General features: G+C 66.5%; 21 protein-coding genes. 11 read left to right on the top strand and 10 right to left on the bottom strand.

Going from position 1 to position 22,174, the window contains the following annotated elements:
• Window positions 1-300: 300 nt before the first annotated feature.
• From MEU52_RS20300 to MEU52_RS20290, 3 genes are all read right to left on the bottom strand, one after another.
• Complete coding sequence (locus MEU52_RS20300) at window positions 301-969, bottom strand: LptA/OstA family protein (protein WP_238123618.1); 669 nt, start codon at window positions 967-969, stop codon at window positions 301-303.
• A 5-nt stretch (window positions 970-974) separates the two neighbouring features.
• Window positions 975-1,805, bottom strand: a complete 831-nt coding sequence (locus tag MEU52_RS20295; RefSeq protein ID WP_238123617.1) for a hypothetical protein — start codon at window positions 1,803-1,805, stop codon at window positions 975-977.
• A gap of 204 nt (window positions 1,806-2,009) precedes the next feature.
• Window positions 2,010-2,630, bottom strand: a complete 621-nt coding sequence (locus MEU52_RS20290) for a ribonuclease D (RefSeq protein ID WP_238123616.1) — start codon at window positions 2,628-2,630, stop codon at window positions 2,010-2,012.
• Between the two features lie 326 nt (window positions 2,631-2,956).
• Between MEU52_RS20290 and MEU52_RS20285 the strand changes: the two genes are divergently transcribed.
• Window positions 2,957-3,436, top strand: a complete 480-nt coding sequence (locus tag MEU52_RS20285) for a CVNH domain-containing protein (RefSeq protein ID WP_238123615.1) — start codon at window positions 2,957-2,959, stop codon at window positions 3,434-3,436.
• A gap of 76 nt (window positions 3,437-3,512) precedes the next feature.
• Window positions 3,513-3,974 (top strand): CVNH domain-containing protein, encoded by a 462-nt coding sequence (locus tag MEU52_RS20280; protein ID WP_238123614.1) that lies wholly within the window; start codon window positions 3,513-3,515, stop codon window positions 3,972-3,974.
• A gap of 66 nt (window positions 3,975-4,040) precedes the next feature.
• Here the strand turns inward: MEU52_RS20280 and ilvD are convergent, their stop codons facing one another.
• The 3 genes from ilvD to MEU52_RS20265 form a co-directional block, all read right to left on the bottom strand.
• The gene (gene ilvD / locus MEU52_RS20275; RefSeq protein WP_238123613.1) at window positions 4,041-5,894 is read right to left on the bottom strand and encodes a dihydroxy-acid dehydratase; all 1,854 of its coding nucleotides are present in this window, start codon (window positions 5,892-5,894) and stop codon (window positions 4,041-4,043) included.
• A 197-nt stretch (window positions 5,895-6,091) separates the two neighbouring features.
• Window positions 6,092-6,691 (bottom strand): DUF6456 domain-containing protein, encoded by a 600-nt coding sequence (locus MEU52_RS20270; protein ID WP_238123612.1) that lies wholly within the window; start codon window positions 6,689-6,691, stop codon window positions 6,092-6,094.
• A gap of 3 nt (window positions 6,692-6,694) precedes the next feature.
• On the bottom strand, window positions 6,695-7,072 hold the full coding sequence (locus MEU52_RS20265; RefSeq protein ID WP_238123611.1) for a helix-turn-helix domain-containing protein: 378 nt from the start codon (window positions 7,070-7,072) through the stop codon (window positions 6,695-6,697).
• 221 nt (window positions 7,073-7,293) lie between these two features.
• Between MEU52_RS20265 and MEU52_RS20260 the strand changes: the two genes are divergently transcribed.
• The gene (locus tag MEU52_RS20260) at window positions 7,294-7,554 is read left to right on the top strand and encodes a hypothetical protein (protein WP_238123610.1); all 261 of its coding nucleotides are present in this window, start codon (window positions 7,294-7,296) and stop codon (window positions 7,552-7,554) included.
• A gap of 208 nt (window positions 7,555-7,762) precedes the next feature.
• Here MEU52_RS20260 and cysK read toward each other — a convergent pair whose 3' ends face one another.
• From cysK to coaBC, 4 genes are read right to left on the bottom strand one after another with little or no spacing between them, the layout of a single operon-like run.
• Window positions 7,763-8,749, bottom strand: coding sequence for a cysteine synthase A (gene cysK / locus MEU52_RS20255; RefSeq protein ID WP_238123609.1), 987 nt, complete (start codon window positions 8,747-8,749; stop codon window positions 7,763-7,765).
• Window positions 8,750-8,796: 47 nt separating this feature from the next.
• Window positions 8,797-9,237, bottom strand: a complete 441-nt coding sequence (locus tag MEU52_RS20250; protein ID WP_238123608.1) for an RrF2 family transcriptional regulator — start codon at window positions 9,235-9,237, stop codon at window positions 8,797-8,799.
• 21 nt (window positions 9,238-9,258) lie between these two features.
• The gene (gene dut / locus MEU52_RS20245; protein WP_238123607.1) at window positions 9,259-9,729 is read right to left on the bottom strand and encodes a dUTP diphosphatase; all 471 of its coding nucleotides are present in this window, start codon (window positions 9,727-9,729) and stop codon (window positions 9,259-9,261) included.
• A 2-nt stretch (window positions 9,730-9,731) separates the two neighbouring features.
• Entirely contained in the window at window positions 9,732-10,955 is a 1,224-nt protein-coding gene (gene coaBC / locus MEU52_RS20240; protein ID WP_238123606.1) for a bifunctional phosphopantothenoylcysteine decarboxylase/phosphopantothenate--cysteine ligase CoaBC, read from the bottom strand.
• 251 nt (window positions 10,956-11,206) lie between these two features.
• On the opposite strand from coaBC, the gene MEU52_RS20235 reads away from it, so the two are divergent.
• The 8 genes from MEU52_RS20235 to MEU52_RS20200 form a co-directional block, all read left to right on the top strand.
• The gene (locus tag MEU52_RS20235; RefSeq protein WP_238123605.1) at window positions 11,207-13,540 is read left to right on the top strand and encodes a putative bifunctional diguanylate cyclase/phosphodiesterase; all 2,334 of its coding nucleotides are present in this window, start codon (window positions 11,207-11,209) and stop codon (window positions 13,538-13,540) included.
• Window positions 13,541-13,940: 400 nt separating this feature from the next.
• Window positions 13,941-15,764, top strand: coding sequence for a nif-specific transcriptional activator NifA (gene nifA, locus MEU52_RS20230; RefSeq protein WP_238123604.1), 1,824 nt, complete (start codon window positions 13,941-13,943; stop codon window positions 15,762-15,764).
• A 155-nt stretch (window positions 15,765-15,919) separates the two neighbouring features.
• Window positions 15,920-16,114, top strand: coding sequence for a 4Fe-4S dicluster domain-containing protein (locus MEU52_RS20225; RefSeq protein WP_238123603.1), 195 nt, complete (start codon window positions 15,920-15,922; stop codon window positions 16,112-16,114).
• A gap of 325 nt (window positions 16,115-16,439) precedes the next feature.
• Window positions 16,440-17,924, top strand: a complete 1,485-nt coding sequence (gene sufB / locus MEU52_RS20220; protein ID WP_238123602.1) for a Fe-S cluster assembly protein SufB — start codon at window positions 16,440-16,442, stop codon at window positions 17,922-17,924.
• Window positions 17,925-17,961: 37 nt separating this feature from the next.
• Window positions 17,962-18,723: a Fe-S cluster assembly ATPase SufC gene (gene sufC, locus MEU52_RS20215; protein ID WP_238123601.1), complete on the top strand. Its 762-nt coding sequence runs from the start codon at window positions 17,962-17,964 to the stop codon at window positions 18,721-18,723.
• A 5-nt stretch (window positions 18,724-18,728) separates the two neighbouring features.
• Complete coding sequence (sufD, locus tag MEU52_RS20210) at window positions 18,729-20,060, top strand: Fe-S cluster assembly protein SufD (RefSeq protein ID WP_238123692.1); 1,332 nt, start codon at window positions 18,729-18,731, stop codon at window positions 20,058-20,060.
• A 5-nt stretch (window positions 20,061-20,065) separates the two neighbouring features.
• On the top strand, window positions 20,066-21,307 hold the full coding sequence (locus MEU52_RS20205) for a cysteine desulfurase (RefSeq protein ID WP_238123600.1): 1,242 nt from the start codon (window positions 20,066-20,068) through the stop codon (window positions 21,305-21,307).
• 662 nt (window positions 21,308-21,969) lie between these two features.
• A partial coding sequence (locus tag MEU52_RS20200) for an AAA family ATPase (RefSeq protein ID WP_238120313.1) occupies window positions 21,970-22,174 on the top strand: 205 nt, incomplete at its 3' end.

Here is a 22,174-nt window from a genome sequence, read left to right as displayed (position 1 = left end):
GGACCGTCGATGATCTCGCAGTGCCGATGATCACCTTGGCCCGACGCGGGGGTCGCGCCCCTGCCGAGCAGGGAAAGGACGTTCAACTCTACCTCCGGCCCACAGCCGTTCAGCGTTAGGTTTAGAACGTCCGTGCCGCCGATGCAACGTTACATGCAAAAAATGGGCCGAATGCTTCAGCGCAGCAAAGCCCGTCGCCGGGGCGGCGCATTGCAATGGACCTTGACCCGCAGTGGGGTACGCTCTGGCGGTTGCGGCGCCGCCCGTCGGAGGGTGCGCCGCGGGGTCGCGAAGCGGGGGTCAGCGGTTGGGTGCGGCCGGCGGGGCCTGGTTCTTCAAGCTGCCGGGCACGATGAGGCTCTCCACGCGCCCGCCCTCGAACCGCGACACACCGGTCACCAGGTTCACGATCAGCTTCTGGCCCCGGATGACGTTGGGGCCCTGGGTGAGCACCACCGGCTTGCCCACCAGGGTCACGGTGTTCGTCTTCATGTCGAACACGCCGTTCTCACCGGTGGCCGTCTGGTCCTTGGTGCGCACCACCACGCCGCCGGTGGCCTCCAGCTTGCGGATCTGCCCCTGCTTCATGGCGCTGCCGGCTTCGCCAGCCGCCGCCGGTGCTGCCGGGACGGTGGCCTGCGCGCCACCCTGCGGGGGTGTCGCTGCGCCATTGGCGGCGTCCTGCCCGGCCACGGAACCTTCGTAATAGACCAGCAGGTCCTTGGAATTGAGGGTGGTGTCGCCCTGCACCACCACCACGTTGCCGGAGAACACGGCCACCTTGTCCTTGTCGCGCACCTCGAGGGAGTTGGCGTTGATGCGGACCGGCTCGTCGCGGTTACGCGCGAAGCCCTGCAGCGCGTTGGGCACGTTCTGCCCCTGGGCCGCCGCACCGGTCGGCGCGGTGAGGGTCGCCGTCGTCGCCAGCAGCGTGGCGAGCAGGAGGGCGCCGAGGTTCTGGCGGCTCATCGGGTTCATGGCTGCGATACCGGTCGTGAGGGAGGAGTGGGGGGCGCGCCGTGGCCGGGAGCCGGCGCGGCAGCGGGCCTGTTGGTGGCAGGGTCGGGGATGGACCCGGTGGCCGCGCCCGGATGGCTGTCCTTGTTTCCGCGCGGAGGGGCCGACTTTTGCAGGCTGGACAGGCGGAAATCGAGCTGCACGTTGCCCTCGAACAGCGCCTTCTCGCCGCGATCGCTGACGGTCAGCCTGTCGGCGACAAGCTTGCCGTCGAGATAGGTGAAGGTCACCGGCTCGCGGCTGACGATGGTGCCCGCCTTCACATCCACCTCGGCATTGCGCAGGTGCCCGCCGTAACCGCCCTTCATGGCGAGATCGACGCCATCGTCCAGCCGGATGAACTGCGTCTTGGTGTCGACGCTGCCGGTCTTGGCGGCGATGGTGGTCCAGCCCTTGTCGGCCATCTCCAGTCGGGCGTCGATGTCCGACAGGTCGATGACGTCGGGCCGGGTGAGGTCCTGGGTGGCGGTCTTGGCGGTGACGCTGTAGCCGCGATTGTCATCCGTGAAGCCGGACAGCTTCGGCAACTCCATGGTCAGGCGCGAGCCGGACAGGGTCAGGTGGCCGATGTCGAACGGCAGGTCGAGCTTCACCTGCAGGCGCGCGAGCAGCGATCCCGCACCGAGGATCACGACGGCGGCGACGATGCCCAGGGGCAGAAGGCGGCGAATCCACCGCACGCGCGCGCTATGGCGCTGCGCCTGCTGGAAGTCCGGCGGGCGGGGCGCGGAGAAGGCGGCAGCCTCGGTGGTCGTGGGGAGCTCTTGTGGCGACACGTGTCGATTCATCTTCCCTTCCGGTGGCAAGGTGAATTCCGGCCTCCGTCATCCGCCCGCGATCGAAGACGTACGCGCGCGGTCATCGCGCACGGTCCGCCGGGGGCCGGATCACGCATCGCCCCACGTGCCGGGCGGCCAAATTGTCCGAAATGGGCACCGCGCGCAAGCCTGCGCGTTAAGGGCTTGGTGCGGCGCACATTTCTCGCGGACGTTTCAGGAGTGGGCGAAAATATCCTGTTCGTCCCAGCCGGCAAGGTCGAGGGCGGCGCGGGCCGGCAGGAAGGCGAAGCAGGCGGCGGCGAGGCCGGTGCGGCCTTCCCGCGCCAGCATCTCCTCCAGGCGCGCCTTGAGCGCGTGCAGGTGCAGCACGTCCGAGGCCGCATAGGCCAGCTGGGCGTCGGACAGCTCGCCCGATCCCCAGTCCGAGCTCTGCTGCTGCTTGGAGATGTCCACATTCAGGAGCTCGCGCACCAGATCCTTCAGGCCATGGCGATCGGTATAGGTGCGCACCAGCCGGGAGGCGATCTTGGTGCACCACACCGGCTGCGGCATCACACGGAAGGTCTGCTGCAGGATGGCGATGTCGAACCGGCCGAAGTGGAACAGCTTGGTCACGTTCGGGTCGGTGAGCAGGCGCACCAGGTTGGGGGCGCTCTGGGCGGTGGCGCCTTGGGGAATCTGCACCAGATCGGCGCTGCCGTCGCCGTTGGAAAGCTGCACCAGGCACAGGCGATCGCGGAACGGGTTGAGACCCATGGTCTCGGTGTCGATGGCGACCACCGGGGCGGCGATGAAATCGTCGGGCAGATCGCCCTGATGCAGGCGGATGTTCATGGCGTGCAGGCTCCGGCAACGGGGTTCGTCAATAGGTTTCGACATGAAGGGTGGGCGCGCGGATGGCGGCTGCGGCGTCCGGTGGCCTTGCTCTTCGTTGAGGCGAGGCGCCGGCGCAGCGCAAGGTTGCGAGACTATGGGCGAGCCGGACCAAATGTCCTGTTCGGCCCGCATTTTCCCGTTGGTCCACCTGCGCAAGCGCGGCGCGCTCGTATAGTTTGCTTCTTAGCGAAGCCCTGGGGTGCTGTCGATGCGGGGAAGGCGGCATCCGTGTCCAGGGCCGCGCGTTGTGCAGACCAGATCCGAATGCTCGGACGGGGGTTTTCATGAAATGGTGGTCGATGTGGGCGAGCGCGCTCGCCGTGTTGATAGGTGTGGCCGTGGCACCGCTGCCGGCGGATGCGCAGCCGCTGCCGCCCGGCAGCTACATGCGCACCTGTCGCGATATTCAGGTGCGCGGGTGGAATCTGGTGGCCCTGTGTGAAACCCGCCAGCGCGGCGTGTTCACCACCAGCCGTCTGGACAATTTCCCCTCCTGCCGTGGCGACATTTCCAACGTGAACGGTCGCTTGTGGTGCGAGCGTCGGGCGGGGCCGCCGCCCGGTCCTCCGCCGGGGCCGCCCCGTGGGCCGCTGCCGCCCGGTTCCTATCTGCAGAGCTGCCGCAATGCCGTCGTCATCGACGGCTGGCTCGGCGCGGCCTGCCGGGACACGCGCGGCAATTGGCGGCCCAATCAGCTCAACCTGAGGACCTGCTCGGCCCACGGCGATATCGCCAACATCAACGGTCGGCTGGTCTGCCGCTGACCCAAGGTCGAAAAGGGGGTGTGCGCGCACGCCCCCTTTTCCATATCCGATGGGCCGACGGCATGAGGGACCGGGCATGGGAGTGAGGGAGCTGATAGTGGCGGGCGGCGGGCTGGCCCTTGCCGCGCTGATGGTCGGGATGCCGGCCCAGGCTCAGTCCGTGCCGCCGGGCAGCTATCTCAACAGCTGTCGTGACGTGCGCGTGGTGGCGGGCTGGCTGAAGGCCAGCTGCCAGGACCGCAGCGGCCGCTGGGTGGAAGCCACCACCGCGCCGAGCTGGTGCGCGCCGGGCAATGACATCGCCAATGAGGATGGCCGCCTGACCTGCAAGGCCGGCGCTGCTGGCGGCGGCTTCGGTGAGCGCGCGCCGCCGGGGTCCTACATGGCGAGCTGTCGGGACATTCGCATGGTGGCGGGCTGGCTGAAGGCCAGCTGTCAGGATCGCAGGGGCCGCTGGGTGGAGGCGACCACCGCGCCCAGCTGGTGCACGGGCGGCCGTGACATTGCCAATGAGGATGGCAGGCTCACCTGCCGATAGAGGACGCAGGGCAAGCGACCAGGAATAACGGCCGGACCGGCCCCATGGCCGGCCCGGACCGGAGCGTCAGCGCTTGAGGCCGCGCACGTCGCGCACGGCGCCGCGGGCGGCGGAAGTGGTGAGCGCCGCATAGGCCTGAAGGGCCTGCGACACCACGCGCTTGCGGTTCTCCGGCTTGAAGGCCAGATCGCCTTTCGCCTCCATGGCGGCGCGGCGGGTGGCGAGCACCTCGTCGCTCACCGCCACGCGCATGATGCGGTTCGGGATGTCGATCTCGATGATGTCGCCTTCTTCCACGAGGCCGATGGCGCCGCCTTCCGCCGCTTCCGGCGAGACGTGGCCGATGGACAGGCCTGAGGAGCCGCCGGAGAAGCGCCCGTCGGTGACCAGGGCGCAGGCCTTTCCGAGGCCCTTCGACTTCAGGTAGGAGGTCGGATACAGCATCTCCTGCATGCCGGGGCCGCCGCGCGGACCTTCATAGCGGATCAGCACCACGTCGCCGGGTTGGATGCGCCCGGTGGAAAGAATGGCTTCCACCGCCGCGTCCTGGCTCTCGAAGATGCGGGCCGGGCCCTTGAAGGTGAGGATGGAGGCATCGACGCCCGCCGTCTTCACGATGCAGCCATCGAGGGCGATGTTGCCGAACAGCACCGCAAGGCCGCCATCCTTGGAATAGGCGTGGGCGAGATCGCGGATCACGCCCTTTTCCCGGTCGGTATCCAGGGTGTCCCAGCGGCTGGCCTGGCTGAAGGCCACCTGGGTGGGCACGCCGCCGGGGGCGGCGCGATAGAAGGTGGTGACGCTCTCCGCCGTGGTGCGCTTCACGTCCCAGCGGTCCAGGGCGTCCTTCAGCGTCGGCGCATGGACGGTGGCCTGATCACTATGGATGAGGCCGGCCCGGTCGAGCTCGCCGAGAATGGCCATGATGCCACCGGCCCGGTGCACGTCTTCCATATGGATGTCGGCCACGGCGGGGGCCACCTTGCACAGCACGGGCACCTTGCGGGAAAGGCGGTCGATGTCGGCCATGGTGAAGGGCACTTCGCCTTCGTTGGCGGCGGCCAGAAGGTGCAGCACCGTGTTGGTGGAGCCGCCCATGGAGATGTCCAGCGTCATGGCGTTCTCGAACGCCTGGAAGGTGGCGATGGCGCGCGGCAGCACGCGCGCATCGTCCTGCTCGTAATAGCGGCGGGCGAGATCGACGATGAGGTGGCCGGCCTCCACGAACAGCCGCTTGCGGTCCGCATGGGTGGCGAGGATGGAGCCGTTGCCGGGCAGCGACAGGCCCAGCGCCTCGGTGAGGCAGTTCATGGAATTGGCCGTGAACATGCCGGAGCACGAGCCGCAGGTGGGGCAGGCGGAGCGCTCCATCACCTGCACGTCGGCATCGGTGACCTTGTCGTCGGCCGCCGCGATCATGGCGTCGATGAGGTCCACCTTCTTCGGCCCGGTGGAGAGCAGCACCTTGCCGGCCTCCATGGGGCCGCCGGAAACGAACACCGCGGGAATGTTGAGGCGCAGCGCCGCCATCAGCATGCCGGGGGTGATCTTGTCGCAATTGGAGATGCACACCATGGCGTCAGCGCAATGGGCGTTCACCATATACTCGACGCTGTCGGCGATGATCTCCCGGGATGGCAGCGAATAGAGCATGCCGTCATGGCCCATGGCGATGCCGTCATCCACCGCGATGGTGTTGAATTCCTTGGCGACGCCGCCTGCCTTCTCGATCTCGCGTGCCACCAGCTGGCCGAGATCCTTCAGGTGCACGTGTCCCGGCACGAACTGGGTGAAGGAATTCACCACCGCGATGATGGGCTTGCCGAAATCTCCGTCCTTCATGCCTGTGGCGCGCCACAGGCCGCGGGCGCCGGCCATGTTGCGGCCGTGGGTGGAGGTGCGGGAGCGGTATTGGGGCATGTTCCTCTTCGCCTTCTCATGCGCGGGTGCGGGGCCGACACCTTCGTGCGCATCGACCCCGGGCAACGCAACATTATGACCGCTGTCTTAGTGCGAATTCGGGCGAAAGGAAGCCTTTTCCGCCATGCGCGGCCGGCGCCGGCCGCGCGGGAGGCCTGCGCCGCGGGCATGCGGACGAGGCGCCGATACCAAGAGGGTCAGGCGGGAGGGTCGTCGTCGGCGCTCCAGGCGCGGATGGTGCCACGGGCCCGGCCCCGGGCGGTGGTAGCGAGGCCGTAGTGGGCGGCGAGGCGCTGAAGGGCCAGTCCCAGCACTACCTTGGCGGTGCGTGGCGGCCAGCGGCGTTCCCCCTCCACCGCCTCCAGCCCCTTGAGGAAACAGCAGACGTCCAGCAGCACACCAGACAGCTCGGGCCCCACGGCCGCCAGCGCGTGGCGCAGCCGCTGGCGCGCCGCCAGGACCATGTCGGTGAAGGCCTCGGGGCTCCGGCCGCTGGTGATGAGCGCCGACCAGTTGCTGGTGACGCGGGGCGTGAGCTGGGCGCGGGTGAAGTCGGCGCGCAGGCGCTCGCCGGCGGCGAGCTGGGCCTCGTCCACCAGCGGCCGCCCATCCTTGCCGTTGCGCCGTGCCAGCCAGGTGAGCGGGCTTTCCGCCAGATTCAGAGACGGTGCTGGCGGCGCGGCGCTGGCGGATGCCGGCGATCCTTTGCGGCGTCGGGGCCGGGTGGTCCGCGACGCGGGGGTGCCCTCGCAGGAGGCGGTGGCGCCGGGGTGTGGGGCGTTCTGACCGGCAGGCATGCCTCAATCCTCCACGGCCCAGCGGGCGCAGGCTTCCAGCAGGCTGACCCGACGGTCGAAGCTGGTGCCATCGCGCAGGTCCTCGATGCGGCGGCAGGCATGGGCCACGGTGGTGCGGTCGCGCTGGAACACGCGGGCGACATCGGCTTGGGACAGGCCGAGGCCCACATGGGCGACATACATGGCCAGCTGACGGGCGGCTGCCACCGGTGCCGAGGAACGCTTCAGATTGAGCAAGGCGTCCGTCGCGATGCCGCTGCTGGCCGCCACCAGGGCGATGGCGATCCGGGCGCCATCTGCGGTTCGGCCCTGCGCACGGGCACCGGTGGTGCGGCCGGGGGCGGGTTGGAGGTGCGCAGATACAACTTCAAACTCAGGCATGGCAACCTCGAATAGTAGGTATCTTTTCCTACACCCATCATGCGGCGCTGCAAGGGCACGGGGATGCTCCGGCTGCGCATCGCCTAAGTGAGGTGAATAAAAAATATTATTTTGTAATGATATGCGTGATTTTTCGCCCGCCGATGGTGCTTCATCGTTCTAGGAACTTATCCCCCTTGTTCCGGCCTTGGGCACAGTGTTTGCCTCTCGGAGGATGGAGCATGAGGGCGAGCGAGGCGAAAATTCACCGGACGCGCATTCGCGCCTTTCGAGCGGAAGACGGCAAGGCCCAGGTCGAGCGCGGCACGGCGGCGCTGCGGGTTCTTTATCCGGCGCCGCTGGATCTGCTGCGGGCGCTTCGCCAGGCGCGGCGGGCGCGTCTGCAGGGCAGCATCCACTACGACGTGGCCCGGCACGCGGCCTTGATGCGGCTGGCGCGGGACGCGGGGACGGTCAGTGCGGACGGGGAGCCAGGGAACTGAGGTCGAGGCGCCGGCTTCGGCGCGGACCTCATGTGCGGCGGTCAGGCGTAGACATCAGAGGTCGGTGGTCCGTCGGGCCAGTCCTCTCGGCCATATCCATCGTGCGACCTCGCCCCAGCCCCTGTCTACCTCCGCTGAGACATGCAAAAGGGACGGCGTGCGGTGCGCGCCGTCCCTGAGGATGATCGGGCCACTGTTGCGGCGGGACTCAGAGCCCCTCGAACAGGGCCGTGGACAGATAGCGCTCGGCGAAGGAGGGGACGATGGCAACGATGGTCTTGCCGGCCATATCGTCCCGCACCGCGATCTCGAGGGCGGCAGCGATGGCGGCGCCGGAGGAAATGCCACCGGGGATGCCCTCATAGCGGGCGAGCGCGCGCGCGGTGTCGAAGGCCGTCTGGTTGCCCACCGTCACCACTTCGTCGATGACGGCACGGTCCAGCACCTCGGGGACGAAGCCGGCGCCGATGCCTTGGATCTTGTGGGGGCCGGGGGCGCCGCCCGACAGCACCGGGGAATCCTCGGGCTCCACCGCCACCATGCGGATGGCGGGCTTGTAGGCCTTGAGCACCTGGCCGATGCCGGTGATGGTGCCACCGGTGCCGACGCCGGACACCACCGCGTCCACCTTGCCGTCGGTGTCGTTCCAGATCTCCTCCGCGGTGGTGCGGCGGTGGGCCTCCGGATTGGCCTTGTTCTTGAACTGCTGCGGCATGACCGCCTTCGGCAGTTCCTGGATGAGCTGCTCGGCCTTGGCCACGGCGCCCTTCATGCCGAGGTTGGCGGGGGTCAGCACCAGCTCGGCGCCCAGCAGTGCCAGCATCTTGCGGCGCTCGATGGACATGCTCTCCGGCATCACCAGAATCAGGCGGTAGCCGCGCGCCGCCGCCACGAAGGCAAGGGCGATGCCGGTGTTGCCGGAGGTGGGCTCCACCAGCACGGTGTCGGCGTCGAGCACGCCGGCCTGCTCCATGGCATCCACCATGGCCACGCCGATGCGGTCCTTGACGCTGTTGATGGGATTGAAGAACTCGAGCTTGGCGAGAATCTCCGCCTTGGCCCCGCGCAGCTGCGGCAGCCGCTTGAGGCGCACCAGCGGGGTGTTGCCGATGGTGTCGGTGATGGAATCGTAGACGAAGCCACGGCCCGGGCGGGGCAGTTTGGCGGGAATGACCTTGGCTGCGGAATCGGCCATGGTGAGCTCCTTGAATTCAGACGATGTCGGACCCGCGCCGCGGGTCGTCAAATGGCAAAATCAATGCGTTCCGGGGCGAAGCCATGGCCGCTGCCATCGGCTGCCTGGCACAGGTCTTCCAGCGAGACCGCGTCGAGGGCGGTGTCGAAGGTCGCCTCCGCCGCCGCCACAGCCGGTTGCACGACGTCGCTGACCAGCGGAGGCAGAACGATGTCCTTCTCTTCCTCCGCCCCTTCCACCACGCGGACAATCTCAGCCACCGAGATGCGGCGCCGCTCGCGGGCGAGCTCATAGCCCCCACGGGGGCCGCGCACGCCCTTCAGCACGCCGGCATGCACCAGCGCCTGCAGCACCGGTTCCAGCCGCCGGGGCGGCAGGCCGTGGCGCGCCGCAAGGGCCTTGGCGGCAACCGGGGTGCCGCGCGCATGGACGGCGACATCCACCACGGCGGCGATGGCGAGAAGGCTCTTGTCGGATAAACGCGGCATTTGACTGTAACTAATCCAACCTCACATGCCGGATAGTCCCGTTGAACCAAAACCACCGGCGCCGCGTGCAGTTTCTCCCAAATCCCCGGATTCTTCCAGCATTATTTGCGGCGCGGGGCTCACCACCAGTTGTGCGATGCGCATGCCGCGGGTGAAGGTCACCGGAGCCGGGCCGTGGTTGATGAGGATCACCTTCACCTCGCCGCGATAGTCGCTGTCCACCGTCCCGGGCGCGTTCAGCACGGTGATGCCGTGTTTCAGCGCCAGCCCCGAGCGCGGCCGCACCTGGCCCTCGAAGCCGGGCGGCAGCGCCAGGGCGAGCCCGGTGGGCACGGCCACGAAGGCGCCCGGGGCCAGGGTCAGCGGCGCGTCGGCGGGCACGGCGCAGCACAGGTCGAGCCCGGCGGCGCCGGGGCTCGCATAGGCGGGCAGCGGCAGGTCGTCGGCGCCGTCCAGGCGTTGCACGCGCACGCGCGGTGCAGGGGAAGTCATATCTATTCTCCTTCGAGCGCGGTGGCGATGCGCGCCACCAGGCGATGGGCCACCTCGACCTTTGAGGCCGAAGGCCAGTCCTCGACCCCTGTGGCGGTGACCAGATGAATGGTGTTGCTGTCGCCGCCCATGATGCCGGTCTCTGGGGAAACGTCATTGGCGACGATCCAGTCGCAGCCTTTCCGGGCGCGCTTGGCCTGGGCGTTCTCCAGCACCGTCTGGGTCTCGGCGGCGAAGCCCACCACCAGCCGGGGGCGGGCCGTGGGGTGGCGGGAAATGGTGGCGAGGATGTCCGGATTCTCCACCAACGTCAGGATGGGCGCGCCGGCCGGGCCCTTCTTGATCTTTTGGCTGGCGGCGTCGGCCACCCGCCAGTCGGCCACCGCTGCGGCGAATATCGCGACATCCGCCGGCAGGCTGTTCTCCACGGCCGCCAGCATGTCGCGGGCGCTCTCCACATGAATGACCTCAACCCCGGCCGGATCCGGCGCCTCGGCCGGTCCGCTCACCAGAACCACCTCGGCGCCGGCTGCGGCTGCGGCCGCAGCGATGGCGTGCCCCTGCTTGCCGGATGAGCGGTTGGCGATGTAGCGCACCGGGTCGATGGGCTCGTGGGTGGGGCCGGAGGTGACCAGCACCCGGCGCCCCGCCAGGACGGTGGGCATCGGCGCGGCGCGCGTGGCGTCGAGCCGGGCGATGACGGCATCGAGAATCTCCTGCGGCTCGGCCATGCGCCCTTCGCCGAACTCGCCGCGCTCGGCCATGGCGCCGGCGTTGGGGCCCACCACGGCGATGCCGTCGGCCTGCAACTGCGCCAGATTGCGCCGGGTGGCCGGATGGGCCCACATGCGCGGATTCATGGCCGGGGCGATGAGCACCGGCTTGTCGGTGGCCAGCAGAGCGGTGCTGGCGAGGTCATCCGCATGCCCCTGGGCCATCTTCGCCATCAGGTCGGCGGTGGCCGGGGCCACCACCACCAGGTCGGCTTCACGGGACAGGCGGATGTGGCCGATGTCGTGCTCAGCGGTGAGATCGAACAGGTCGCAGAACACCCGCTCGCCCGAGAGCGCGCCCACGGCCAGCGGCGTGACGAACTGCTGGGCGGCGGCGGTGAGGATCACCCGAACGGTGGCGCCGCGCTCCTTGAGCCGGCGGATCAGGTCGAGACACTTATAGGCGGCGATGCCACCGCCGATGATGAGGAGAATGCGCTGCGCGCCGAGCATCGGCCGGCTCCGGAGTGTGGGCCACGGGACAGGCCGCCGGTCGCCCGGTGGCTCAAAGCGCATATAGCCTGCGCGTCGCGCCGAGGCGAGCGGCAGGCCGCATCATCTCTTTGCGGGATGCGTCTGGAGCGGGGATGCGCACAACCTGGGGGCGGAAAAAATGCCGGGCTTGCCGCTGGCGCGCTGGCAACATCTTTATGTGACGATTACACTTTTGCTGTTCAGTCGAGGTTCTTGGGGGGACGAGAGCGATGGCGCAGTCGGAGACTGCTGATGACCTGCGCCTGACCGCACTTGGGGGGGAGTTTGCCGATCCCGAGCGGGAGGCGGCGTTTCGCGCCGATCGTCTGAATGAGCTGAAGCGACATGTGCGGATCATGTTCGCCCTGTCGGCGGTGCTGAATGCCCTTTTTCTCCTGAGCGACTGGCGGTTCGAGGGCACCGCGCATTTCGTGGTGGCCCTCTCGGCGCGCTTCGCCGTGATCTTCATCGCCTTGATCTGCCTGGTGGCGGTGGATGCTGTCCGCACCGCCCGGCAGCTCGATGCGGTCTCGGTGCTCTGGCAATGGGTGACCGGCGCGGGCGTGGCGGTGCTGGTGGCGACCCGCAGCGAGCTCGCCTTGTTCGTGGTGGTGCTGCTGCCGACGATCCTCTATCTCACCGTGCCGGCCGCCTTCTGGCTGTCCGTCGGCAGCGGCGTGGGCGTGAGCGTGATGCTGCTGATCGGCTATATCGATTTCGCCGAGCCCTGGCGGGTCTCCATCGGGCTTACGGTGGCCGTTGCGACGCTGAATGCCGCCCTGATCATCGTGCTGTCGCGGGCCAATCGGCGCGATCGTCTGCAGTGGGCGGCGGTGGCGGCCCAGCGCCGCACCAACGAGCGGCTGCGCGAGAGCGAAAACCTCCTGGAGAAGACCTTCCATGCCGTGCCGCTGCCGCTGGTGGTGACCACGCGCGACGGCGGGGAGGTGCTGAAGTTCAACGAGGCGGCGCGCCGCTATTACGGCACGTCCGCCGATCTGGTCCCCTCGGTGCGCATCCTCGACCTTTACGTGCAGCCCGGCGATCGCAGCCAACTGATGGCGCGGCTGGATGAGGACGGCTACGTGACCGATTTCGAGACCAGCATCCGCCTGTCCGACGGCAGCGCGCGGAAAGTGTTGCTGGCCGCCGCGCGGATCGAGATGGAGGGGGCCCCGGGCCTGGTTTCGGCGGTGATCGACGTCACCGAGCGCAATGCCATCGAGCTGCAGGTGCGCCATGCCGCCACCCATGATGCGCTGACGGGCCTTCCCAACCGGCCGGCCTTCCACGCGCGGCTGGAGGCGGCGCTCGCCACCCGGCCGGCGGGGCAGGGGGTGTGCCTGATGCTGATCGACCTCGATAGCCTGAAGGACGTGAACGATTCCCTCGGTCACGATGCCGGCGATGTGGTGTTGTCGGAAACCGCCCTGCGCCTGCGCGCCCTGGTGGGTGAGCGCGGTGTGGTGGCACGGCTGGGCGGCGATGAATTCGTCGTGCTGCTGGTGGCGCCAGATGCGCTGGATGTCGGCCGGCGGCTGGCGCAGCGGATCGTTTCCGACCTGCGGCGGCCGGTGCCCCACCAGGGGCGCCAGCTCTCCACCAAGGCCAGCGTCGGGGTGGCGTCGTGTCCCGAGCATGATTGCAGCTACAGCGAATTGATGAAGGACGCGGACCTCGCCCTTTATGCCGCCAAGCAGCAGGGGCGGAACCGGGTCATGATCTATGCGCCGGCCATGCGCCAGGTGGTGTCCGAGCGGCTCACGCTCCTGCGGGAGATGATGGGGGCGCTGGCCGATGACCAGATCGTGCCCTATTACCAGCCCAAGGTGTCGCTGACGACCGGTCGCCTGGCGGGCTTCGAGGCCCTGGTGCGCTGGCGCCGCTCGGCCCACACGGTGCTGGCCCCTGCCGCGTTTGAGATGGCGCTGATGGACCGGGAGCTGTCGGTTCTGATCGGTGAGCGCATGGTGCGCAAGGTCACCAGCGACGTGCGGGGCTGGATCGAGGCGGGCTACGACTGCGGTCGCATCGCCATCAATCTGTCACCGGCGGAGTTCACCTACCGGGACCTCGCCAGCCGGCTTCTGCGGCAGTTTCATGCGGCCGGCGTGGAGGCGGATCGCTTCGACGTGGAGATTACCGAGACTGTCTTTCTCGGTCGCAATTCCGATCATCTCGCGCCGACGCTGGATGAACTCTACCGTGCTGGGGTGCGGGTGGCGCTCGACGACTTCGGCACCGGCTATGCCGGCCTCATCCATCTCAAGCAGTTGCCCATCGACACCATCAAGATCGACCGCGGTTTCGTGAAGGACATCGAGCAGGATGCGTTTGACACGGCGATTGTGTGTGCCGTGATCGAGCTCGGGCGCAATCTCGGCATGCGGGTGGTGGCCGAAGGGGTCGAAACCGCGGGGCAGGCCCGCTTCCTGCGCGACCGCGGCTGCGAATATGCGCAGGGTTTCCTGTTCCGGCGGCCCATGCCTTCCGCCGAGGTGCCGGAGTTTCTGCGGGGGGAGGGGGCGGCCGCCGCGGCCGCGCGCCTGGCCCTGTTCATCTGAGGTCCGTGGCTTCAGGCCGTGACGACTTCTTTGTTTGTATACGAATACTGAAACGGTCGGGATCAGAGAAGTTGAACCGTGGTTGCCAGCAGAAATCGCGAGCGGTTCGCAACATGTGCGCGACATGAAATGTCGGATCCGTCCCCTCTGGCTTTCGAATTCTTCCGAGTCTCGGTCGCGCAGCCCGGCCGAACCCGTCAGAACGGTGATGCGACGAAAAAGATAAGGAAATATCTCGGATCGAATTCTCGCATGACGCCAGACTGTTATATGTCTACGCATATTTATTGGGCAGTTTTGCCTTCAGGTTGTGCACGACATAAGAACCAAACTAAATCAAAATGTCGCTAAACAGACAAAATGGGTGAGGGGGAACGGTCGGGGTGACGGAGAAAGCACCATGCCCTTTGAAGATGTGGTTTCGGTGGAGCGGGATGCCGCGCACGCGCATGTGCCGCTCGTCTCGTTGAGCGATGTGGCCCTTACCGGGATCTATGAGATCTCGAAGATCCTGACGGCTCCGACCCGCCTGGAAACCACTCTGTCGAGCGTCGTCAATCTTCTCTCCTCTTTCATGCAGATGCGCCACGGCGTCATTTCGCTGCTGGAGGACGATGGCATTCCCGACATTACGGTCGGCGCCGGGTGGAACGAGGGAACGGACGAGCGCTATCGCGCGCGGCTGCCGGAGAAGGCCATCGGCCAGGTGATTGCCACCGCGGTGCCGCTGATCGCCGAGAATGTCTCTTCCCATCCCGCGTTCAGCCCGGCGGACGTCACCGCCCTTGGTGCGACGGACGACACGCGGGTGTCGTTCATCGGCGTTCCCATCCGCGTGGCGTCGCGGGTCATCGGCACGCTCACCATCGATCGGGTGTGGGACGGGCGCTCGGTGTTCCGGCTTGATTCCGATGTGCGCTTCCTCACCATGGTGGCCAACCTGATCGGCCAGACCGTGCAGCTTCATCGCGTGGTGTCGCGCGATCGCGAGCGGCTGATGGCGGAGAGTGGCCGCCTTCAGAAGGAATTGTCCGAGCTCAAGCCCATGCGCGAGCGCAAAAAGGTCTATGTGGACGGCATCGTCGGCGACAGCCCCGAGATTCGCGCGCTGCTGGACAAGATTACCATCGTCGCCAAGTCCCATTCCCCGGTTCTGCTGCGTGGGGAGTCCGGCACCGGCAAGGAGCTGATCGCCAAAGCCATCCATGAATTGTCCGGCCGCGCCAAGGGGCCGTTCATCAAGCTCAATTGCGCGGCTCTGCCGGAATCCGTTCTGGAATCCGAGCTGTTCGGCCATGAGAAGGGCGCCTTCACGGGTGCCGTGGGCGCGCGCAAGGGCCGGTTCGAGCTCGCCGACAAGGGCACCTTGTTCCTCGACGAGATCGGCGAGATCTCCCCCGCCTTCCAGGCCAAGCTGCTGCGGGTGCTGCAGGAGCAGGAGTTCGAGCGGGTCGGCGGCACGCACACAATTAAGGTGAACGTGCGGGTGGTGGCCGCGACCAATCGGAATTTGGAAGAGGCCGTGGCGCGCAATGAGTTCCGCGCCGATCTCTACTATCGGATCTCGGTGATCCCGGTGCTGGTGCCCTCCCTGCGCGACCGCCGCGGCGACATCCCGCTGCTCGCCAATGAGTTCCTGGACCGCTTCAACCGCGACAACGGGCGCGACCTGCTGTTCGGCCGCGACGCCATTGACGTGCTGATGCACTGCGGCTTCCCCGGCAACGTGCGCGAGCTGGAAAACTGCGTGCAGCGCACCGCCACCCTGGCCCAGGGCAGCGCCATCCACAGCGACGACTTTGCCTGTCGTCACAACGAATGCCTGTCGGCGCTGCTGTGGCGCAATCCCACCGATATCGCCACGCGGCGGCCGGTGGACATTCCTCTGCCGGTGGTGGCCGCTGCGCATGGCGCGGGGGCCGCGGCGTCCGAGCCGGCCAATTCCAATACCGCCCCGCACGGCGCCTTCGGCGTACCGCCGGCGTCGGTCACGGTTCCTGTCCCGGCGCTGCCGGGCGCTCTGGCCGGGCCCGCCCCGGCGTCCTCGCCGCTGGTACGCGCCGCGTCCCCCGAGTTCGACGACATGTCGGAGCGGGAGCGGCTGGTGGATGCCATGGAGAGGGCCGGCTGGGTGCAGGCGAAGGCCGCGCGCCTGCTGGGCCTCACGCCCCGCCAGATCGGCTACGCGCTGAAGAAGCACGACATCGAGATCAAGCGCTTCTGACGGGCTGTCGCACTTGCGACAGCATGTCGGGGCCGCGACAGCGACAAGTCCCGACAGTCTGAAAAATAATAATTCCAGATCAATATGTTATGATCTGGCACGCGGCTTGAAAGGAGATCTTGCCTGCCATCATCTGCACAATGCGGAGCTAGCCCATGGCCTACAAGATCATTACCTCTCAATGCACCGTGTGTGGCGCGTGCGAGTTTGAATGCCCGAACGCCGCCATCCGCATGAAGAACGACACCTATATCATCGACCCCAAGAAGTGCACCGAATGCGAGGGCAGCTTCGACTCCCCGCAGTGCGCCGCGGTGTGTCCGGTGGAGAATACCTGCGTGCCAGCCTGACGTTCTGCCGGACGGGATCTGCGCGAAGGGGTGTTCGGCCCGGTGGCCCTCGCTCATCCCCTTGCGGCAGAGTGGCCGGCGCGGTGCTTTGCATCCGTCGGCGGCTCTCCCTTTCCGGTCAAGCGCTCATCCCCTGAGGCCGGTGGCCTGGGGGCTGACCGGGGTGCTCGGCCCAAGGTGGGCGCGGGGAACTTTCAGGATCGTGGCTGCTTCCGTTGGAGGCGGCTGTTTCGAGCGGACGGCGCCACTGACGGGCGCGTCCGGATGCCAAGACGGTGCGCCAGGCTGGGTGCGCGTGAGACTGAAAAGTTGAACGGAGGACAAAATGGCGGCCGTACAGGACACAGTCGAACAGGTTCGCTCCATCGACGTCGACCAGTATAAATACGGCTTTGAAACCAATATCGAATCGGAAAAGGCCCCCAAGGGTTTGTCCGAGGAGGTCATCCGATTCATTTCGGCGCGCAAGGATGAGCCTGAATGGATGCTAGAGTGGCGGTTGGATGCCTACCGCCGTTGGCTGAATATGGCGGAGCCGACCTGGGCGCGCGTTGATTTTCCTCAAATCGACTTTCAGGATCTCTATTATTACGCGGCACCGAAAAAGTTTAAGGCGCCGAAATCCCTCGACGAGGTCGACCCCGAGATTCTGAAGACCTACGAGAAGCTCGGTATCCCCCTGCGGGAGCAGGAGGTCCTCGCCGGCGTCGAGATTCCCGAGGGTGAGCGGCCGAAGATCGCGGTGGACGCGGTGTTCGACAGTGTCTCGGTGGCCACCACCTTCAAGGAGGAGCTGAAGGCCGCCGGCGTGATCTTCATGCCCATCTCGGAGGCGCTTCGCGAACACCCTGACCTGGTCCGTCAGTATCTCGGCACGGTGGTGCCCACCACCGACAATTATTATGCCACTCTGAACTCCGCTGTGTTCTCCGATGGCTCCTTCGTTTACATCCCGCCGGGGGTGCGCTGCCCGATGGAGCTGTCGACCTATTTCCGCATCAATGAGAAGAACACCGGCCAGTTCGAACGCACGTTGATCATCGCCGACAAGGGCGCTTACGTGTCCTATCTTGAAGGCTGCACGGCGCCCATGCGCGACGAAAACCAGCTGCACGCCGCCGTGGTGGAACTGGTGGTCCTGGACGATGCAGAGATCAAGTATTCTACTGTCCAGAACTGGTATCCGGGCGATGCCGAGGGGCGTGGCGGCATCTATAATTTCGTGACCAAGCGCGGGGATTGCCGCGGCAGGAATTCCAAGATTTCCTGGACCCAGGTGGAAACCGGATCGGCCATCACCTGGAAATATCCGAGCTGCGTGCTGCGCGGGGAAGGCTCGTCGGGCGAGTTCTATTCCATCGCCATCTCCAATGGCCGCCAGCAGGTGGATTCGGGCACCAAGATGATCCATCTGGGCAAGAACACCACCAGCCGTATCATCTCCAAGGGCATTTCCGCCGGGCGATCCAACAACACCTATCGCGGACTGGTCTCGGCCCACCGCAAGGCCACCGGCGCCCGCAACTTCACCAATTGCGACTCGCTGCTCATCGGCGAAACCTGCGGCGCGCACACGGTGCCCTATATCGAGGCGAAGAACCCCTCCGCCCAGTTCGAGCACGAGGCGACCACCTCCAAGATCTCCGAGGACATGCTGTTCTATTGCATGCAGCGCGGTCTGTCGCAGGAAGACGCGGTGGCGCTGGTCGTGAACGGCTTCGTGCGCGATGTGTTGCAGCAGCTGCCCATGGAATTCGCCGTCGAGGCTCAGAAGCTCATCTCCATCAGTCTTGAAGGCAGCGTCGGCTGAACCCGTCGTCGACATCTTGAACCAGAGGATCCGTGTCATGGCCCCCTTGCTGGAAATCCGCGATCTTCATGCCGAGATCACCGGCGGACGGAAGATCATCAATGGCATGAATCTCACCATCAATCCGGGTGAGGTGCATGCCATCATGGGGCCCAACGGCGCCGGCAAGTCGACCCTGTCCTATGTGCTGTCCGGTAAGCCAGGCTATGAGGTGACCTCCGGCGAGGTGCTGTTCCGTGGCGTGGATCTTCTTTCCCTGTCGCCGGACGAGCGGGCCGCGCAGGGCATGTTCCTGTGCTTTCAGTATCCGCTGGAGATCCCGGGCGTGTCGAACATGGCATTCCTGCACACGGCGGCGAACAGCCAGCGCAAGCAGCGCGGCGAGCCGGAGCTGACGTCGCCCGAGCTGGTGCGCAAGGTGCGGGAGCTGGGCAAACAGCTCGGCATCGATACCGACATGCTGAAGCGTCCGGTGAATGTCGGCTTTTCCGGTGGCGAGAAGAAGCGCAACGAAACCCTGCAGATGATGCTGCTGGAACCGTTCCTCAGCATCCTGGACGAGGCGGACTCCGGGCTCGACATCGACGCCTTGAAGGTGGTCTCCAACGGCGTGAACGCCATGCGCTCGCCGGACCGTTCGTTCCTGGTGATCACCCACTATCAGCGCCTGCTCGATTATATCGTGCCCGATGTGGTCCACGTGTTCGCTGCGGGGCGGATCGTTCATACCGGTGGCAAGGAGCTGGCGCTGGAGCTGGAAGCCACCGGCTACGCACAGTATCAGAACGAAGCGGCGTGACGACCATGGCAGCCGAAATCCGCCTCATGAAGACCGCCGCAGAGTTGGCCCTGGCCGACGCTTTCGCAACCCTCAAGTCCCGCCTTCCGGGCGATGCGGCGGTTGCCGCGCGTCGGGTCGATGCCTTCGAGGCCTTCGCCGCCACGGGGCTGCCCCATCGCCGCGTGGAAAGCTGGAAATATACGGATCTGCGCACGCTGCTGCGGGACGCGCCGCCTCTGGCGCTGCTGCCGACCCCTGAGCAGGTCGCTGGGGCGGCTGCGGCCTGTCCCATGCTGGCGGGCATGGATCTGCGGCGGCTCTATGTGGTGAACGGCGCGTTCGCGCCGGATATCTCTGATCTGGCGGGGCTTGAGAGCGGCCTCACGATTACCTCGCTGGCCAGCGCGCTGGCCGTCGGGGATCCTCTGGTGGCGACGCATCTGGGCCAGACGGTGCCGAGCTCCGATGCCGCATTGGCGCTCAACACCGCTTTCATGGGTGATGGCCTCGTCATCTCGGTGGCGCCCGGCGCTCTGGTCACTCGCCCCCTGCACCTGGTGTTCGTCGCCACCGAGCCGGCGGCGGTGGCCATGTTCACGCGCTCCCTGGTGGTGCTGGGTGAGGGCGCGCGCCTGAGCCTGGTGGAAAGCCACGAGGGGCCGTCTGGCGTCGCCTACCAGATCAACACCACCCTGGAAGCTGTGGTGGGAGACGGCGCGCAGCTGGATCGGCTGAAGCTGACCCTTGAGGGCGGTGAGGCGCTGCACATCGCCACGCTCTTGGCACAGGTTGGGGCGTCCGCGACCTTCGCGAACACCAATTTCACCATCGGCGGGGCGACGGTGCGCAACCAGATGCTGGTGCAACTGGATGGCGCGGGCACCGAAGCCCGCATCGGCGGCGTCAGTCTGCTGGCGGGCAAGCAGCACAGCGACACGCTGCTGGCCATGGAGCACATCGCGCCCCATTGCCAGAGCCGCGAGCAGTTCCGGGCTGTGGTGGATGGCGCGGCGCAGGATATCTTCCAGGGCCGGATTTCGGTGCGCCCTGGCGCGCAGAAGACCGATGCACGCATGATGAGCCGCGCGCTGCTCCTCTCCGACACGGCGGAATCCGACAACAAGCCGGAATTGGAGATCTTCGCTGACGACGTGCAATGCGGCCATGGCTGCACCACCGGATCGCTCGATCAGCAGGTGAAGTTCTATCTCATGGCGCGCGGCATTCCCGAGAAAGAGGCGGAGGCGCTCCTGATCCAGGCTTTCGTTGGCGAGGTGATTGATGGTATCGCTCATGAAGGGGTCCGCGCGGCTCTGAGCGACGCGACCCGAACCTGGCTCATCGAGCGGAAGTGAGATTCATGCATCCCGCTGTGACCAACGGCGGCTATGACGTCATGCGAGTGCGCGAGGATTTCCCAATCCTCGGCATCGAGGTGAACGGCAAGCCCCTCGTCTATCTCGACAACGGTGCTTCGGCCCAGAAGCCGCTGGCGGTTCTGGATCGCATGCGTCACGTGTGCACCCACGAATATGCCAATGTGCACCGTGGCCTGCATTACCTCGCGAACGCCTCCACTGAGGCTTACGAGGGGGGGCGCGAACGGGTGGCTCGCTTCCTCAATGCCCGGCGCAATGAGGAAATCGTCTTCACCCGCAATGCCACTGAGGCGGTGAACCTGGTGGCGGCCACCTTCGGGCGCACCCATATCGGCGAGGGCGATGAGATCGTCCTGTCGATCATGGAGCACCACGCCAATATCGTGCCCTGGCATTTCCTGCGCGAGAGCAAGGGCGCGGTGCTCAAATGGGCGCCGGTGGACGAGGACGGCAACTTTCTCCTGGACGAGTTCGAGGCGCTGCTGACGGCGCGCACCAAGCTCGTCGCCATCACCCAGATGTCGAACGTGCTCGGCACCACGGTCCCGGTGAAGGAGGTGACGCGCATCGCCCACGCCCGCGGCATTCCCGTGCTGGTGGATGGCTCGCAAGGGGCGGTGCATCTGGACGTGGATGTGCAGGATATCGACTGCGACTTTTACGTCATTACCGGCCACAAGCTCTACGGGCCTACGGGGATCGGCGCGCTCTACGGCAAATACGACATTCTCGAGGGTATGCCGCCGTTCAACGGTGGCGGCGAGATGATTCGCGAGGTGCGCCTTGATACGGTGACCTATGGCGATCCGCCTCATCGTTTCGAGGCCGGGACGCCCGCCATCGTCGAGGCGGCAGGGCTCGGGGCCGCGCTGGATTACATCAACTCCATCGGCAAGGAGCGGATCCGCGCCCACGAGCAGGATCTTCTGGCTTACGCCATGGAGCGCCTGCGGGAGATGAATTCCATCCGCGTCATTGGCACCGCCAAGGAAAAGGGCGCCATCATCTCGTTTGAGATGAAGGGGGCGCACGCCCATGACGTGGCAACGTTGATCGACATGGATGGCATCGCCGTGCGGGCCGGGACACATTGCGCCATGCCGCTGCTTGACCGCTTCGGCGTCACCGCCACTTGCCGGGCGTCGTTCGGTCTCTACAACACCCGTCAGGAAGTCGACGCGCTCATCGATGCCCTGAAGAAGGCCGAACGCATGTTCGGTTGAGGTTTTGGCGGCCGGCTCTGATGCCGGCCGCACGCCGTTCTGACGGCGCACATGCGGAGCCCCTCGTCGCAGCCCGCCGGTGCCTCCTGCGGGTCTCAGCCTACTCCGGTCTCTGCCATTTCTTGCCTTCCAGGAGCGCCGCGCGCCCTTGCCTTAGCGGGCTCTGGCCGCGTTGTCCTGCCTCTCACGACCTTCCGGCTTGGTCCGAAGCGGCGATCGCCGCTGATCGTCGGCCCATTGCGCGGCATGGCGATCACCCCACCATGTGGCATGCCAAGGGCGGTTCGCGCCGCCGCTCCCTGTCTCCGCAGGAGAGGGGAGGGGCCAGTGGTGGAAGGTGTTTCGTTTCCAACAGAGGCCCGACCCGTGTCGTGCGGCTTTCGCGGATGTCGGGTTCTCAACACAGGCGCCTTGCGCCGGGCTTGGCGTCTATCCCTCTACATTTGAATAGTTTTTGACTGCGATCCGAGCTGGCACGGTCGTTGCTATCTCTTATGGCGGGCAACGGGTTGCAGACGTTGCGGCGCCACTTCGGTGGCCTCGCACGGTCTCCGAAGCGCCACTGGCACAGGCACGTCCGGGCAACGGGGACGCGCCGCCCGACCGGCACAACCGCCTCAGGCGTTTTGCCGACACCGGCTGAAGTTCATCAGGAGAGCAAGATGTCTTCTCTGCGACAGATCGCGTTTTACGGCAAGGGTGGTATCGGCAAGTCCACCACCTCCCAGAACACCCTGGCTGCGCTCGCGCAGATGGGTCACAAGATCCTCATCGTGGGTTGCGACCCGAAGGCGGATTCCACCCGCCTGATCCTGCACGCCAAGGCCCAGGACACCATCCTGTCGCTGGCGGCCAACGCCGGCTCGG

The organism is Xanthobacter sp. NM-25, from assembly GCF_022138605.1.
Taxonomy (GTDB): Bacteria; Pseudomonadota; Alphaproteobacteria; order Rhizobiales; family Xanthobacteraceae; genus Xanthobacter.
This window is presented reverse-complemented; position numbering and strand designations above follow the sequence as displayed.